This window comes from Kitasatospora sp. HUAS MG31, assembly GCF_040571325.1.
Taxonomy (GTDB): Bacteria; Actinomycetota; Actinomycetes; order Streptomycetales; family Streptomycetaceae; genus Kitasatospora; species Kitasatospora camelliae.
This window is the reverse complement of sequence record NZ_CP159872.1, coordinates 4,893,045-4,909,089: the sequence shown is the minus strand read 5'-3', so window position 1 is coordinate 4,909,089 and position 16,045 is coordinate 4,893,045. Positions and strand designations below refer to the sequence as shown.

Here is a 16,045-nt window from a genome sequence, read left to right as displayed (position 1 = left end):
ATCGGAAGGAACGCGTACGTGAAGCGTAAGCTCGCAGTCGGAGCCGTTCTCTCGGCCTCGGCGGTCCTCGCCAGCGCCATCCAGGTCAGCGCGGGCATCGCGCAGGCCGCCCCCTCCCCCGTCGGGCAGAGCGCCGCCGCCCAGCACCGCGGCGAGATACTCGCCCTGGCCGACTCCCAGGCTCCGGCCGCGGGTCGCGCCCTCGGCGTCTCCGGCCAGGAGAAGCTGGTCGTCAAGGACGCGATCGTCGACGCCGACGGCACCCGCCACCTGCGCTACGAGCGCACCTTCGCCGGCCTGCCGGTGCTCGGCGGCGACCTGGTCGTCCACCAGGACGCCAAGGGCAACGTGAAGTCCCAGGACCGCGCCGTCCAGGGCAGCATCGCCCCGGCCTCGCTCACCCCGAAGCTCTCCGCCGACCAGGCCGCCGCCAAGGCGACCGGCTCGGTGCAGGCCACCGTGGGCATCGCCCGGGACAAGGACGAGGTCGCGCTGGCCTCGGTCGGCAGCACCGGCGCCCCGAAGCTGGTCGTCTGGGCCGCCTCCGGCACCCCGCGTCTGGCGTACCAGACCGTGGTCGAGGGCGTCCGCGCCGACGGCACCCCGAGCAGCCAGCGGCTGGTCACCGACGCGGCCACCGGCGAGGTGCTCTCCACCCACGAGGAGATCCAGACCGCCAACGCGGCGGGCACCGGCAACGGCGTCTTCGTCGGCAGCGTCCCGCTGACCACGAACTACACCGGCTCGACCTACGAGCTGAAGGACGCCACCCGCGGCGGGCAGTACACCGTCGACCTGAAGAACCGCAAGAACGGCAGCGGCACCCTCTACACCGACGCCGACAACGCCTGGGGCACCGGCAGCATCTCCAGCGGCCAGTCGGCCGCCGTGGACGCCCAGTTCGGCGCCGCGGCGACCTGGGACTACTACAAGAACTCCTTCGGCCGCCTCGGCATCCGCGGCGACGGCGTCGGCGCGTACAGCCGGGTGCACTACGGCAGCGGCTACGTCAACGCGTTCTGGAGCGACCAGTGCTTCTGCATGACGTACGGTGACGGCGCCTCCAACACCCACCCGCTCACCGAGCTGGACGTGGCCGGCCACGAGATGACCCACGGCGTGACCGCCAACACCGCCGGCCTGAACTACTCGGGCGAGTCCGGCGGCCTCAACGAGGCCACCTCGGACATCTTCGGCACGATGGTGGAGTTCTCCGCCAACCTGGCCAAGGACACCCCGGACTACCTGATCGGCGAGCTGATCAACATCAACGGGAACGGCACGCCGCTCCGCTACATGGACAAGCCCTCCAAGGACGGCGGCTCGGCGGACTCCTGGTCCTCCTCGGTCGGCAGCCTGGACGTGCACTACTCCTCCGGTGTCGCCAACCACTTCTTCTACCTGCTGGCCGAGGGCAGCGGCGCCAAGACCATCAACGGCGTCAGCTACAACAGCCCGACCTCCAACGGCTCGACCCTGACCGGCATCGGCCGGGACAAGGCGGCGCAGATCTGGTACCGGGCGCTGACCGTCTACATGACCTCCACCACCAACTACAAGGGCGCCCGTACCGCGACCCTGAGCGCCGCCGCCGACCTGTACGGCAACGGCTCGGCCGAGTACAACGCGGTGGCCGCCGCCTGGTCCGGCGTGAACGTCAACTGAGCTGACACGCACCTGACCTGATGGGACATCAGTGACCCGGGCCCCTGGAGGGGAGGCCCGGGTCGCTGCGTTTCCCGCTCAGGGTGGCGAGATCCCGCCAACTCTTGACGGAGACCTGTCATACAAGCCGACGAGTCGTCATGCTGGCGGACAGTTCCGCAACGGCACCGGTCGGCGATCCCCCCTCCCCGGCCGGTGCCACCCCACCCTTGCGGAGCCGTGCACCTCAGCGCCCGTTCCGCCCCAGTAGGCACCGGACCCGGTGCCCCGGAGCGTGGCGCGACCGCGTACCCCGCGGTCGATCCGGAAGGAACCCGAACGTGAAGCGAATGCTGACAGTCGGCGCCGTCCTCTCCTCCACCGCCCTGCTGGCCGGCGCGATCCAGGTCGCCGCGGGCACCGCACAGGCCGCCCCCGCGCCGATCGGCACCCAGCAGCGCGCCTCCCTGCTCGCCATGGCCGGCTCCGAGGCCCCGGCCGCGGCCCGCGCCCTCGGTCTCGACTCCCGCGAGAAGCTGGTCGCCAAGGACGCGATCGTCGACGCGGACGGCAGCCGCCACCTGCGCTTCGAGCGCACCTTCGCCGGCCTGCCGGTGCTCGGCGGCGACCTGGTCGTGCACCAGGACGCCAAGGGCGGCGTGAAGTCGGTGGACCGGGCCGTCGAGGGCACCCTCGCCCCGGCCACGCTCACCCCGAAGCTCTCCGCCGACCAGGCCGCCGCCAAGGCCACCGGCACGGTCCAGGCCACCGTGGGCACCGCCCGCGACGAGGACGAGCCGGCCCTCGCCGCCGTCCAGGGGACCGGCGCCCCGCAGCTGGTGGTCTGGGCGGCCTCCGGCAGCCCGCGTCTGGCGTACCGGACCGTGGTCGAGGGCGTCCGCGCCGACGGCACCCCGAGCCGGCAGGAGCTGGTCACCGACGCCGCCAGCGGCGAACTGCTGTCGAGCAACGAGACCGTGCAGACCTCCAACGCGACCGGCTCCGGCACCGGTGTGCACGTCGGCAAGGTCACCCTGACCACCAACTACACCGGCAGCACGTACCAGTTGAAGGACAACACCCGCGGCGGCCAGTACACCGTGGACAAGAACGGCACCCTCTACACCGACGCCGACAACGTCTGGGGCAACGGCCTGGCCTCCAACACCCAGTCCGCGGCCGTGGACGCCCAGTTCGGCGCGGCGGCCACCTGGGACTTCTACAAGAACACCTTCGGCCGCAACGGGATCCGCAACGACGGGGTCGGCGCCTACAGCAAGGTGCACTACGGCAACGCCTACGTGAACGCCTTCTGGAGCGACTCCTGCTTCTGCATGACGTACGGCGACGGCACCGGCAACAGCAACCCGCTGACCGCCCTGGACGTGGCCGGCCACGAGATGACCCACGGCGTGACCTCGAACACGGCGGGCCTCAACTACTCCGGCGAGTCCGGCGGCCTCAACGAGGCCACCTCCGACATCTTCGGCACCATGGTCGAGTTCTACGCCAAGCTGTCGGTGGACAACCCCGACTACCTGATCGGCGAGAAGATCAACATCTTCGGCGACGGGAAGCCGCTGCGGTACATGGACAAGCCCTCCAAGGACGGCAAGTCCAAGGACTCCTGGTACTCGGGCATCAGCTCGATCGACGTCCACTACTCCTCGGGCGTCGCCAACCACTTCTTCTACCTGCTGTCCGAGGGCAGCGGCGCCAAGACCATCAACGGCGTCAGCTACAACAGCCCGACCTCCAACGGCTCCACCGTCACCGGCATCGGCCGGGACAAGGCGGCCAAGATCTGGTACCGGGCGCTGACCGTCTACATGACCTCCACCACCAACTACAAGGCGGCCCGCACGGCCACCCTCAACGCGGCCAAGGACCTGTACGGGGCCACCTCGGCCGAGTACAAGGCGGTCGGCAGCGCCTGGTCCGCGGTCAACGTGAGCTGACCCTCCCCCGGAGACGCAGGAGCCGGGCCCGCCGAAGCGGCGGGCGCGGCTCCTGCGCGTGTGCGCGGCGCGGTCAGGCGGCGGCGGGCACGGCCGTCTCCCCGCGCTCCTCCTTGGCCAGCATCCGCTCGGCGACGAAGCCGCCGCCGGGCAGCACCGCCAGCACGAACATCAGGATGCCGCGCTTGGGCTCCCAGCGGGCCGCGTCCCAGGCCAGGGCGAGGAAGACCAGGTAGAGGAGGAACAGGGCGCCGTGCACCGCGCCCATCACCGGCACCGCGTTGAACTCCGTGGTCCGCTTCAGGACCGAGCAGACCAGCAGCAGGAGGAAGGACAGGCCCTCGGGCCCGGAGACCAGGCGGAGGCGGTGGACCGCGGCGGTGCTCTTCACGTGCGTACCCTCTTCGACATCGGCGGTCGCTTGTGAGCCGGTTCACAAGCGGTGACCCCATTGTCGCAGGTCGGTACCAGAGCGGGTGCGCCCCCTCCCCCGCCGCCGGGTGGCACCGCTACATTCTCCGGGTGGCACAGTTTCGACTTCAGGGGTCCAAGGTCCTCGCGGTGGACATCGCGGGGGACTCGGTCAAGGCACGCAACGGGACGATGGTCGCGTACACCGGGCAGATGGGCTTCAAGAAGCTCTCCGGTGGCGGCGACGGTCTCCGCGGCATGGTCACTCGCCGGCTGACCGGCGAGCAGATGGAGGTCATGGAGGTGAAGGGGCAGGGAACCTGCTACTTCGCCGACCGGGCCACCGAGATCAATCTGGTACGGCTGAACGGCGAGACGCTCTACGTGGAGGCGGACAACCTCCTCTGCACCGAGGCGTCCCTGCACACCGGCACCAGTTTCACCGGGCTGAACGGCATGGCCTCCGGGACCGGCCTGTTCACCACGAAGGTGGAGGGGCACGGCTGGGCCGCGCTCACCTCGAAGGGCCCGGCGATCATCCTGCGGGTGAGCCAGGGCATGCCGCTGCGGGTCGACCCGGGGGCGTACGTGGCCCACACCGGGAACCTCAGCCGCAACCTGAAGTCGGGCGCCGGCTGGACCACCGTGATCGGCGAGGGCGGCGGCGAGGCGATGCAGGTGGAGTTCTCGGGCGAGGGCCTGGTCTACGTCCAGCCGTCCGAGCGGATGACCTTCGGGGGTGACGTCTGATGCCCTTCACGAAGATCAACAACAAGATGATCGAGGCGAAGGTCTTCCCGGGCCAGCGGGTGCTCAGCCAGCGCGGCTCGATGCTCGCCTACAGCGGCGAGGTGTCCTTCACGCCCAACGTCATGGGCGGCCAGGGCGGCGTGATGTCGATGATCGGCCGCCGGATCGCCAACGAGGACACCCCGCTGATGACCGTCGAGGGCCAGGGCAGCGTGCTCTTCGGCCACGGCGGGCTCAACGTCCACGTGATCGACCTGGCCGGCGACTCCCTCTACGTGGAGGCCGACCGACTGCTCGCCTTCGACGGCAGCCTGCAGCAGTCGACCATGTTCATGGGCTCGCAGGGCGGCGTGATGGGCATGGTCCGCGGCCAGGTGACCGGCCAGGGCCTGTTCACCACCCAGCTCACCGGCCAGGGCTCGGTGGCCGTGATGGCGCACGGCGGCGTGATCGAGCTGCCGATCGCCCCCGGCCAGCCGGTGCACGTCGACCCGCAGGCGTACGTGGCGCACCGCGGCCAGGTGACCAACAAGCTCTCCAGCGCGCTGGGTTGGCGCGACATGATCGGCCGCGGCTCGGGCGAGGCGTTCCAGCTGGAACTGTCCGGCCACGGCACGGTCTACGTGCAGGCCAGTGAGGTGAAGCTCTGATGTCGTATCCGCCGCAGCCCCCGTACGGGCAGCAGCCCCAGCAGCCCTACGGCCAGCCCCAGCAGCCGTACGGGCAGCCGCAGCAGCCCTACGGCCAGCAGCAGTACCAGCAGGCGTACCAGCCGACCCAGCCCGGGATGCCGATGCCGCCGCAGGGCACGCCCCCGCAGCAGCCGTACGGCGCGCCGCAGGGCCAGTTCGGCGCGCCGCTGCCGCAGAGCGGGCAGGGCGAGGGTCCGACCGTCCACGACGTGCACAGCCTGCCGGCCAACGACAACGTCAACCCGTACGCCTTCTCGGTCGACCTCAACGGCGCCTACTACCTGCAGAAGGGCAAGATGATCGCCTACTACGGCGACATGCGCTTCTCGGGCATCGGCCGCGGGGCCATCGACCAGATGCTGGAGCGGAACTTCAACTCCCCGCTGCACGCCTCGGACTGGGTGGTCGCCGAGGGCCGCGGCAAGCTCCTGCTGGCCGACCGGGCCTTCGACCTCAACTCGTACGACCTGGAGGACGGCAACCTCACCGTCCGCTCGGGCAACCTGCTGGCCTTCGAGCCCTCGCTGAAGCTCAAGCAGTCGATCATCCCGGGCTTCCTCACCCTGATCGGCACCGGTAAGTTCGTCGCGGCCTCCAACGGCCCGGTGCACTTCGTCGAGCCGCCGATCCGGGTGGACCCGCAGGCGCTGGTCGGCTGGGCCGACTGCCCCGCGCCCTGCCACCACTACGACCACGGCTACATGCACGGCCTGATCGGCGGGCTGCGGCACCTGACCGGGCTCGGCGGCGCCTCCGGCGAGGAGCACCAGTTCGAGTTCATCGGGGCCGGGCAGGTGCTGGTGCAGTCCAGCGAGGCGCTGATGGCCGAGCGGTCGGTGGGCGTGGTGCACGCCGAGGCGGGCGTCCCGGGCAGCGGCATGCCGCACCAGGGCGGCTACGGCCACGGGGCCGGCGGCGGGCAGCAGCTGCCCAACGTCAACATCCCGGGCCTGGGCAACCTCGGGGACATCGGGCGCCGGTTCGGGCTCTGACCGGGCTTTTGATCGGCACGGTTGCAAAGATGCGATTGTACAACTTTTAACAACCTCGGCTATGCTGGCGGTATGGATACGCATGTGACCGAGGCGCCGGCGGGCCCCTCCTCCTCCCCCGCGGAGGCGGAGGGGACGCCCTGGCTGAACGCCCGCGAGCAGCGGTTCTGGCGCGCGCACCTGGAAGTCAGCAAGCTGCTGGAGTACCAGCTCAGCCGGGAGCTGCAGACCCACAACCTGGCGATCAACGACTACGAGATCCTGGTCCAGCTCTCCGAGGCGCCCGACCGCCGGATGCGGATGACCGACCTGGCCACCGCCACCCTCCAGTCGAAGAGCCGCCTCTCGCACCAGATCACCCGGATGGAGAACGCCGGGCTGGTCCTGCGGCAGGAGTGCCCGGGAGACCGCCGCGGGCTGTTCGCCCACCTCACCGACCTGGGGTGGGAGACCATGCAGAAGGTGGCGCCGGATCACGTACGGAGCGTCCGGGCGCACTTCGTCGACCGGCTCAGCGCGGAACAGCTCGACGCGATGTACGAGGCGCTGGCGCCGGTGGCGGAGCACCTGAGGAACCTGCGGGGCCGCGGCTAGCGCACACGGCGGCCACGGACAGGGGCGCGTGGGGGCACCTCCCAGCCGCCAAGGCTGGGGGAGAACTGCGCGGGCGGAAGAGTACGGCGTGTGCCCTTCCGATTCGCGCAGTTCCTCGCGCCCCTGGTGGTTGACCGGTTGCCCTAGGAACCTGGCGGTTGACCGGTTACCCCGGGGGCTGTGGGTCAGCTCGTCAGGTCGGCGATCAGTTGGTCGGCGGCGGAGTAGGGGTCGAGGTCGCCGAGGGCGACCCGCTCCGCGAGGGACTGCAGGTGGCGGTCGCCGCGGAGGTCGCCGATCCGGGCCCGCAGGGCGGCGAGGGTGATGGCCTCGACCTCCTGGGCGGCGCGCCGGGTGCGCCGGGCGGCGAGCTCCCCGGTCTCGGCCAGCCAGGCACGGTGCTTCTCCAGCGCCTCCACGACCTCGTCCACGCCCTGCTCCCGCGCGGCGACGGTCTTGACGATCGGCGGCCGCCAGTCCCCCGCCTGCCGGGCCTCGCCGAGGCCGAGCATGTGGTTGAGCTCGCGGGCGGTGGCGTCGGCGCCGTCCCGGTCGGCCTTGTTGACCACGAACAGGTCGCCGATCTCCAGGATGCCGGCCTTGGCGGCCTGGATGCCGTCACCCATGCCGGGCGCGAGCAGCACCACGGTGGTGTCCGCCTGCGCGGCGATCTCCACCTCGGACTGCCCGACGCCGACCGTCTCGACCAGGATGACGTCGCAGCCGGCGCCGTCCAGCACCCGCAGGGCCTGCGGCGCGGACCAGGAGAGTCCGCCGAGGTGGCCGCGGGTGGCCATCGAGCGGATGAAGACCTCGGGGTCGGTGGCGTGCTCCTGCATCCGGACCCGGTCGCCGAGCAGCGCGCCGCCGGAGAACGGCGAGGAGGGGTCGACGGCGAGCACGCCGACCCGCTTGCCGAGCCTCCGGTAGGCGGTGACCAGCGCCGAGGTGGACGTGGACTTCCCGACGCCCGGGGAACCGGTCAGCCCGACCGTGTAGGCCTGGCCGGTGTACGGGGTGAGGGCGGCCATCACCTCGCGGAGTTGGGGGGCGGCGTTCTCCACCAGCGAGATCAGCCGGGCCACGGCCCGCGGCCGGCCCTCGCGGGCCTGATCGACCAGCGTCGCCACATCGACCATCGTTCAGCTCCTCGATCGGCCTGCGGTCGTCTCCCGCCGCAGGCGAATGGGCCGCGGCCGGCCCGGGGCGCCGCTCCCCCGCCGAGACCGCCGCAGCCCCGCCGGCCTGCCGCGGGTGCGGCGGGCGGGCAGGGCTCGGGCGGTACGGCGGGCCGGATGCGGCGCAGGGGCGCGGCTCACGGCCCCGACGGTACGTCGGGCGGTCAGCCCTGGGCGGGAACGCGGATGATCAGGGCGTCGCCCTGGCCGCCGCCGCCGCAGAGGGCGGCCGCGCCGACGCCGCCGCCGCGGCGCTGCAGCTCCAGCGCCAGGTGCAGCACCACGCGGGCGCCGGACATGCCGATCGGGTGGCCGAGGGCGATCGCGCCGCCGTTGACGTTGACGATCTCGCCGGTGACGCCGAGGTCCTTCATGGACTGGTGGGCGACGGCCGCGAAGGCCTCGTTGATCTCGATCAGGTCGAGGTCGGCGACCTCCAGGCCCTCCTTGGCGAGGGCGTGCTTGATGGCGTTGGACGGCTGCGACTGCAGCGAGTTGTCCGGGCCGGCCACGTTGCCGTGGGCGCCGATCTCGGCGATCCAGCTCAGGCCCAGCTCCTCGGCCTTGGCCTTGCTCATCACGACCACGGCGGCGGCGCCGTCGGAGATCTGCGAGGAGGTGCCGGCCGTGATCGTGCCGTCCTTGGCGAAGGCCGGGCGGAGCTTGGCCAGGCCCTCGACGGTGGTGTCGGCGCGGATGCCCTCGTCCTGGGTGAACAGGACCGGGTCGCCCTTGCGCTGCGGGATGGCGACCGGGACGATCTCGGCCTCGAAGACGCCGTCGGCCTGCGCCTTGGCGGCGCGCTGGTGCGAGGCGGCGGCGATCTCGTCCTGGACGTCGCGCGGGATGCCGAGGCGGGTGTTGTGGACCTCGGTGGACTGGCCCATCGGGATGCCCTCGTAGGCGTCGGTCAGGCCGTCGTACGCCATCGCGTCGAGCATCTCGATCGCGCCGTACTTGAAGCCCTCGCGGGACTTCGGCAGCAGGTGCGGGGCGTTGGTCATGGACTCCTGGCCGCCGGCGACGACCACGTCGAACTCGCCGGCGCGGATCAGCTGGTCGGCCAGCGCGATGGCGTCCAGGCCGGAGAGGCAGACCTTGTTGATGGTCAGGGCCGGGACGTTCATCGGGATGCCGGCCTTGACGGCGGCCTGGCGGGCCGGGATCTGGCCGGCGCCGGCCTGCAGGACCTGGCCCATGATCACGTACTGGACCTGGTCGCCGGTGATGCCCGCCCGCTCCAGCGCGCCCTTGATCGCGACGGCGCCGAGCTCGGCGCCGGAGAAGCCCTTGAGCGAGCCGAGCAGGCGGCCCATCGGGGTGCGAGCACCCGCGACGATCACAGAAGTAGTCATTGGACGAGCCCCTTCGCGCGTCATGGCCAGGAGGGTGTGGGGATGCGGCTCAATGTACTGACCCGACACCCCTGCGTCACCGGCGCGAGGGTGTGATCAGCGGCACTGGCACTGTCCAGTCAACACCGTGCCGGGGCGGTCCGGGTGATGTTTCCCGACCCGCCCCGCGGCCCCGGCCGGACGTGCGCGAATTGTGAGCAGGCTCGCACGCCGTGTTGTGGCGCGGCGCGCGGCGGATGCGCTGCACTTTGAGGGAACTCACGCCCGATTGACCGCGTTCCCGGAGGATTCCGTGCTGACCCGCATCGACCACATCGGCATCGCCTGCTTCGACCTCGACAAGACGGTCGAGTTCTACCGCGCCACCTACGGCTTCGAGGTCTTCCACTCGGAGGTCAACGAGGAGCAGGGCGTCCGCGAGGCGATGCTCAAGATCAACGACACCGGTGACGGCGGCGCCTCGTACCTGCAGCTGCTGGAGCCCACCCGGGAGGACTCCACCGTCGCCAAGTGGCTGGCGAAGAACGGCGAGGGCGTGCACCACATCGCCTTCGGCACCGCGGACGTGGACGGCGACGCCGCCGACATCCGCTCCAAGGGCGTCCGGGTGCTGTACGACGAGCCGCGGATCGGCTCGATGGGCTCCCGGATCACCTTCCTGCACCCGAAGGACTGCGGCGGCGTGCTGACCGAGCTGGTGACCTCGGCCGGGACCGACCACTGACCGCGACCCGTCGGTAACTTCGGAAAACCAGGACGTCCCCATTCCCCCCGGGGCCGCGCGGACTACAATGCGCAGGTGCGCTGAGGCTCCGGGGAGGACCGGTCCGAACGGGCACGGCCGAGCGCGAGCGGGGCTGGTCTTCTGACGGCTCGTCTTGACGCAGGGGAGTCCACTTACCGGGCACGGCTGAACGGTCTCAAGACGGATCTGTCACCATTCTCCAAAGGCAAGAGTTCGCCCGGAAGTCCACCCGGACGGCCGAGCGATGCAAGGACCAGCCGGTCCGGTCCCGACCACGGGTTCCGGACGGGCCCGGTCGAGGACGCGACCAGGAGATGGATGGGACCGCGGAGTGCGGGGCTACGACCGCTACGAGGTTGAGGATCACCTCTCCAAGTTCGAGGCCGAGCTCGAGAAGGCCCGCAAGGACCGGGACAAGACCCTCGAGCACGCCGACGACCTCGCCTACCAGGTCGAGGTGCTCCGGGCCAAGCTGCACGAGGCCCGTCGCATGCTCGCCCAGCCGCGCGCCTTCGACGCCGTCTCCGGCCAGGCCGAGCAGGTCCTGCGCAACGCCGAGATGCAGGCGGAGGCGCTCCGCGCCGACGCCGAGCGGCAGCTCCGCGAGTCCCAGGCGGCCACCCAGCGGCTGATGGCCGAGGCGGCCGAGCGGACCGCTCAGCTGGAGGCCGAGTTCTCGGCCCGCCGCCGCCAGCTGGAGGAGGAGCTCTCCGAGTTCCGGCGCGCCGCCGAGCGGCACGTCAACGAGAACGTCAACTGGGCCGAGCAGACCCGGGCCGGCACCGAGCAGGAGGCCCAGCGCCTGCTCCAGGAGGCCCGTACCGAGGCCGAGCGGATGATGGCGGCCGCCCGCGCCGAGGCCGAGGCCCTCGCCGACCAGGCTCGCGCCCGGACCGCCGCCGACGTGGACGCCGCCCGCGGCGAGGCCCGGGCCGCCGCCGAGGCCGCCCTGCAGCGCGCCCAGACCGACGCCGAGCGCCTGCTGCGGGCCGCCTCCGAGCAGGCCCAGCAGGCCAGCGCCCAGGCCGAGGAACTGCGCGGCTCCGCCGCCAGCGAGGCCCAGCACCAGCTCGCCGAGGCGCACGCCGCCGCCGAGCGGCAGCTCGCCGCCGCCCAGGCCGAGATCACCGCGCTCAAGCAGCAGGCCCTCGCCGACCAGGAGCGCGCCGAGGCCGCCCTGGCCCGCGCCCAGGCCGAGATAGAGCGGCTGCGCGCCGAGGCCCTCGCCGAGGCCGAGCGGGCCCGTCAGGAAGCCGCCCGGACGCGGGAGGAGGCCCTGGCCGCCGCCGAGCGGCTCCAGACCGAGGCCGCCGCCGAGGCCGAGCGGAAGGTCGCCGACGGCGAGGCCGCCAGCGCGCAGCGCTCGCAGACCGCCAAGGCCGAGATCGCCAAGATGGTGGCCGCCGCCACCCGCGAGGCCGACCTGATCAAGGCCGAGGCCGCCACCGCCAAGGCCGAGGCGGACGCCGCCAAGGCCGCCGCCGCCGAGGAGAGCGAGCGCCTGCGCGGCGCCGCCGAGAGCGTGGCGAACCAGCTCCGGGCCGAGGCCGAGAGCGCCATCGCCGAGCAGCGCGCCGAGGCCGAGCGGGAGGCCGCCGAGCTGCGCGACCGCGCCCGGGCCGAGGCCGAGCGGGTCCGCGCCGAGGCCGAGGAGCAGGGCCGGATCGCCGCCGCCAAGGACGCCACCCTGCACCTGGCCAAGGCCGCCAAGCAGGCCGAGGACCTGGTGGCCAAGGCCGGCCGGGAGGCCGAGGCGGCCCGGGGCGAGGCCGCCGCCGAGGCCGAGCGGGTCCGCGCCGAGGCCCTCGCCGAGGCCGAGCGGATGCACGAGGAGGCCCGCGCCGCCGTCGAGCAGGCCCAGAACGCAGCCCTGGACGACGCCGCCTCGATCCGCGAGCAGATCGAGCGGATGCACGAGGAGGCCACCCGGCTCCGGGCCGAGGCCGAGGAGCTGCGCTCCCGGACCGAGATCGACGTTGAGGAACTGCGCACCGAGGCCCGCCGGCAGGGCGCGGTCCAGGTGGAGGAGTCCGCCAAGCAGGCCGAGGAGCTCCTCACCGGCGCCAAGACCGACGCCGACGCGCTGCGGGCCGGCGCCGCCGCCGAGGTGGAGCGGCTGAAGGCCGAGGCCGAGCAGCAGGCCGCCGAGGTCCAGACCCGCGCCGAGCAGACCCTGAGCCGGGCCCGCGCCGAGGCCGAGAAGCTGGCCGCCGACGCCGAGCGGCAGCACCAGGAGGCGGTCGCCGGCGCCAAGGCCGCCGCCGCCGAGAACCGGGCCGCCGCCGAGCGGGAGACCGCCGAGCTGCGCCGCGAGGCGCAGGCCGCCGCACAGGCCGTCCGCGAGGAGGCCGAGCGGGCCGCCGAGGCGCTGCGTGCCGAGACCGAGGAGTGGTCCGGCCGGGAGCGCGGCGAGGCCGAGGCCGCCGCGGCCGCCCTGCGCGAGGAGAGCGCCCGGGCGTACGAGGACGCCGCCACCGGACTGCAGCGGGAGCGCGAGGAGACCGCCGAGCTGCTGGCCGCCGCCCGGGAGGCCCGGGAGGGTGCCGAGGCTGAGGCGGCCGTCGTCCGCGCCGACGCCGCCGCGGAGGCCGAGCGGCTGCGCTCCGAGGCCACCGCGGAGGCCGAGCGGCTGCGCGCCGAGGCCGAGCGGGAGCTGGCCGAGGCGGAGTCCGCCGCGCAGGCCGTCCGGGCCGAGGCCGAGGACTGGGCCGACGCCCACCGCGGCGAGGCCCGGTCCGCCGCCGACGACCTCCGCCAGCAGGGCGCGGCCGATCTGGCGGACGCCCGGGAGCGGGCCGCCGAGGCCCGCCGCGAGGCCGCCGAGCTGGAGCGGCGTTCGACCGCGCAGGCCGCCGAGACGGTGTCCGCGGCCGAGCGGCAGGCCGCCGAGCTGGTCGCCGCCGCCGAGGACGAGGCCGCCGAGGTCCGGCAGTCCGTCGCCGGGCTGTACGAGGCCGCCTCCGAGCAGGTCGCCGAGCTGAAGGCCACCGCTGAGCGGGAGACCGCCGAGCTGCGGGAGCAGGCGGAGGCGTACGACGTCGAGCTGCGGGCCGCCGCCGAGGCGTACGACACCGAGCTGCGCGGCACCGTCGACCGGGAGACCGCCGAGCTGCGGGAGCTGGCCGAGGCCGAGGTGGCCCGGCTGCACGAGCGGGCCGCCGCGGAGCTGGCCGCCGAGCGGGAGGCCGCCACCGCGCGGCTGGAGGCGGAGCGGGCCGAGGCCGAGGCGTACGACGCCGAGCTGCGGGCGGCCGCCGAGGCGGAGCGGCAGGCGGCCCAGGAGTTCGCCGAGCGGCACCGGGCCGAGAGCGAGGAGCGCGGCCGGCGGACGGTCGCCGAGGCCGAGGAGCGCGCCGCCGCCGTCCTGGCGGAGGCCGAGGAGCTGGCCGCGGTGCTGCGGGCCGAGGCGGAGGAGTACGCCCTCGCCACCCGCACGCTGGCCGAGGACTACGCGGCCTCCGCCCGGTCCCAGGCCGACGCCTTCGACACCGAGACCCGGGAGGCGGCCGAGCAGTTCGACAAATCCACCCGGGAGCAGGCCAAGTCGGTGCTGGAGAAGGCGTTCGCGGACGCCGAGCAGCTCGCCGAGGACGCCCAGACCACCGCGCTGGCCACCACCACCGCCGCCGAGGAGCAGGCCGACGCGATGGTGGCCGCCGCCCGCAAGGAGGCGGACCGCCTGGTCGCGGCCGGCGAGGCCGCCGGCAAGGCCGAGGTGGAGAAGGCCCGTGCGGACGCGGACGCGCTGCTGTCCGAGGCCCGCCGGGACGCCGCCGCGATCCGCGAGCGCGCCGAGGAGCTGCGCGAGCGGACGGACGCCGAGATCGAGGCGCTGCACGAGCGGGCCCGCAAGGAGAACGCGCAGGCCATGAAGTCGGCCGGCGAGCGGGTGGACGCGCTGGTGACGGCGGCTCAGGACCAGCTCACCGAGGCCGAGGAGCAGGCGGTGTCCATCGTCGCCGAGGCCGAGGAGCGGGCGGAGAAGCTGGTCAAGGCGGCCGAGGAGCGGGCGAACGAGCTCACCTCGGAGGCCTCGGCCGAGGCCAGCAAGGTCCGGATCGCGGCCGTGCGCAAGGCCGAGGGCCTGCTGAAGGAGGCAGAGCTCAAGCTGTCCGACTCCACCGAGCGCGCCGAGAACCTCATCATCAAGGCCGAGGCGAAGCTCAAGGCGTCCGAGATCGAGGCCGAGGAGCAGATCGAGGCCGCCGCCGACGAGGCCGCCAAGCGGCTGGGCCGGGCCGACGAGGAGGCCGAGAAGCGGATCCGCCGGGCCGGTCAGGACGCCGAGGAGCAGCTGCGGCTGGCCGAGGAGGAGGCCGAGCGGCTCCGGGCCGAGGCCCGGGTCGAGGCCAAGCGTGTGACCGACGAGGGCCAGCGCGAGTTGGACGAGCTGATCCGCCGCCGCAAGGACATCAACACCGAGATCTCCCGGGTCCAGGACGTGCTGTCCGCGCTGGAGGCCTTCGAGGCGCCCAAGGGCGGCGGCACCCAGACCAACGGGGGAAACAAGAAGGACGGCGCGCCCAAGGCCGGTGCCGGGGTGGGCGCTCCGAGATCGGGGGGCAATCGCTCCGGGGGCGCGCCACCCGATTGAGCGGTCATTGTCCGCGAAGCAACGGCGTTTCGCCGTTGACACTCCGGTACCGTGTCAGGATTCCCCCAACCACCCCAGCGGTTTGACGACAGGAAGCCCAGAACTCCCATGAGCGACAGTCACTCCCCGCACGGCTTCGACCTGGTACGCCGTGGGTACGAGCGCGCCCAGGTCGACGAGCGGATCGCCAAGCTGGTAGCCGATCGCGACAGCGCGCTGTCCCGGATCAGCGCGCTGGAGAAGCGCATCGAGGAGCTCCACCTGGAGACCCAGACGGCCCAGGCCGCGGTCACCGACTCGGAGCCCTCGTACGCCGGTCTCGGTGCGCGGGTGGAGAAGATCCTCCGGCTCGCCGAGGAGGAGGCCAAGGACCTGCGCGACGAGGCGCACCGGGCCGCCGAGCAGCACCGCGAGCTGGCCGAGGCCGCTGCGCAGCAGGTCCGCACCGAGGCGGAGAACTACGCCAAGGACCGCAAGGCCAAGGCGGAGGACGAGGGTCTGCGGATCGTCGACAAGGCGAAGAGCGACGCCGCCCAGCTGCGCGCCGAGGCCAACAAGGACGCGCAGAACAAGCGCGAGGAGGCGGACGCCCTCTTCGAGGAGACCCGCACCAAGGCCGCGCAGGCCGCGCTGGAGTTCGAGACCAACCTGGCCAAGCGCCGTGAGCAGTCCGAGCGCGACCTGGCGGCCCGTCAGGCCAAGGCGGAGAAGCGGCTCGCCGAGATCGAGCACCGGGCGGAGCAGCTGCGCCTGGAGGCCGAGAAGCTGCGGACCGACGCCGAGCGGCGCTCGCGCCAGACGGTGGAGACCGCGCAGCGTCAGGCCGAGGACATCGTGGCCGACGCCAACGCCAAGGCGGACCGGGTGCGCAGCGAGTCCGAGCGCGAGCTGGCGGCGCTGACCAACCGCCGCGACTCGATCAACGCGCAGCTGACCAACGTCCGGGAGATGCTGGCGACGCTGACCGGTGCGGCCGTCGCCGCGGCCTCGGTGCCGGGCGACGACAGCCTGGGCGTCCCGGCGCAGCAGTCCCGCTGACGCGACGCACGACGCGGAACGGCCCCGCACCCTCTCCGGAGGGTGCGGGGCCGTTCTGTTGTTGCACGGCCCCCTGAACGCGCGCCCCCAGGGG

General features: G+C 73.0%; 12 protein-coding genes. 9 read left to right on the top strand and 3 right to left on the bottom strand.

Annotation, left to right across the window (positions count from 1 at the left end):
- Positions 1–18 precede the first annotated feature (18 nt).
- A complete protein-coding gene (locus ABWK59_RS22225; protein ID WP_354642368.1) occupies positions 19–1,665 on the top strand; it encodes a M4 family metallopeptidase in 1,647 nt (548 codons plus the stop codon).
- A 329-nt stretch (positions 1,666–1,994) separates the two neighbouring features.
- Complete coding sequence (locus ABWK59_RS22220) at positions 1,995–3,602, top strand: M4 family metallopeptidase (RefSeq protein WP_354645060.1); 1,608 nt, start codon at positions 1,995–1,997, stop codon at positions 3,600–3,602.
- A 73-nt stretch (positions 3,603–3,675) separates the two neighbouring features.
- Here ABWK59_RS22220 and ABWK59_RS22215 read toward each other — a convergent pair whose 3' ends face one another.
- Entirely contained in the window at positions 3,676–3,993 is a 318-nt protein-coding gene (locus ABWK59_RS22215) for a DUF3817 domain-containing protein (protein WP_354642367.1), read from the bottom strand.
- Positions 3,994–4,124: 131 nt separating this feature from the next.
- Here ABWK59_RS22215 and ABWK59_RS22210 point away from each other — a divergent pair, with 131 nt between their 5' ends.
- From ABWK59_RS22210 to ABWK59_RS22195, 4 genes are all read left to right on the top strand, one after another.
- Positions 4,125–4,763 (top strand): AIM24 family protein, encoded by a 639-nt coding sequence (locus ABWK59_RS22210; RefSeq protein WP_354642366.1) that lies wholly within the window; start codon positions 4,125–4,127, stop codon positions 4,761–4,763.
- Positions 4,763–5,413, top strand: coding sequence for an AIM24 family protein (locus tag ABWK59_RS22205; RefSeq protein WP_354642365.1), 651 nt, complete (start codon positions 4,763–4,765; stop codon positions 5,411–5,413). Before ABWK59_RS22210 ends, ABWK59_RS22205 begins: the two co-directional genes overlap by 1 nt.
- A gap of 143 nt (positions 5,414–5,556) precedes the next feature.
- Complete coding sequence (locus ABWK59_RS22200) at positions 5,557–6,447, top strand: AIM24 family protein (protein WP_420492938.1); 891 nt, start codon at positions 5,557–5,559, stop codon at positions 6,445–6,447.
- Between the two features lie 72 nt (positions 6,448–6,519).
- Entirely contained in the window at positions 6,520–7,041 is a 522-nt protein-coding gene (locus tag ABWK59_RS22195; protein ID WP_354642364.1) for a MarR family winged helix-turn-helix transcriptional regulator, read from the top strand.
- A gap of 185 nt (positions 7,042–7,226) precedes the next feature.
- On the opposite strand, the gene meaB is transcribed toward ABWK59_RS22195, so the two are convergent.
- Positions 7,227–8,180: a methylmalonyl Co-A mutase-associated GTPase MeaB gene (meaB, locus tag ABWK59_RS22190; RefSeq protein ID WP_354642363.1), complete on the bottom strand. Its 954-nt coding sequence runs from the start codon at positions 8,178–8,180 to the stop codon at positions 7,227–7,229.
- A 203-nt stretch (positions 8,181–8,383) separates the two neighbouring features.
- Positions 8,384–9,574: an acetyl-CoA C-acetyltransferase gene (locus tag ABWK59_RS22185; RefSeq protein ID WP_354642362.1), complete on the bottom strand. Its 1,191-nt coding sequence runs from the start codon at positions 9,572–9,574 to the stop codon at positions 8,384–8,386.
- A gap of 292 nt (positions 9,575–9,866) precedes the next feature.
- On the opposite strand from ABWK59_RS22185, the gene mce reads away from it, so the two are divergent.
- The 3 genes from mce to ABWK59_RS22170 all read left to right on the top strand — a co-directional run bounded on the left by mce (position 9,867) and on the right by ABWK59_RS22170 (position 15,951).
- The gene (gene mce, locus ABWK59_RS22180; protein WP_354642361.1) at positions 9,867–10,298 is read left to right on the top strand and encodes a methylmalonyl-CoA epimerase; all 432 of its coding nucleotides are present in this window, start codon (positions 9,867–9,869) and stop codon (positions 10,296–10,298) included.
- Between the two features lie 352 nt (positions 10,299–10,650).
- Positions 10,651–14,913, top strand: coding sequence for a hypothetical protein (locus tag ABWK59_RS22175; protein ID WP_354642360.1), 4,263 nt, complete (start codon positions 10,651–10,653; stop codon positions 14,911–14,913).
- A gap of 108 nt (positions 14,914–15,021) precedes the next feature.
- The gene (locus ABWK59_RS22170; RefSeq protein ID WP_354642359.1) at positions 15,022–15,951 is read left to right on the top strand and encodes a cellulose-binding protein; all 930 of its coding nucleotides are present in this window, start codon (positions 15,022–15,024) and stop codon (positions 15,949–15,951) included.
- Positions 15,952–16,045: the final 94 nt, after the last annotated feature.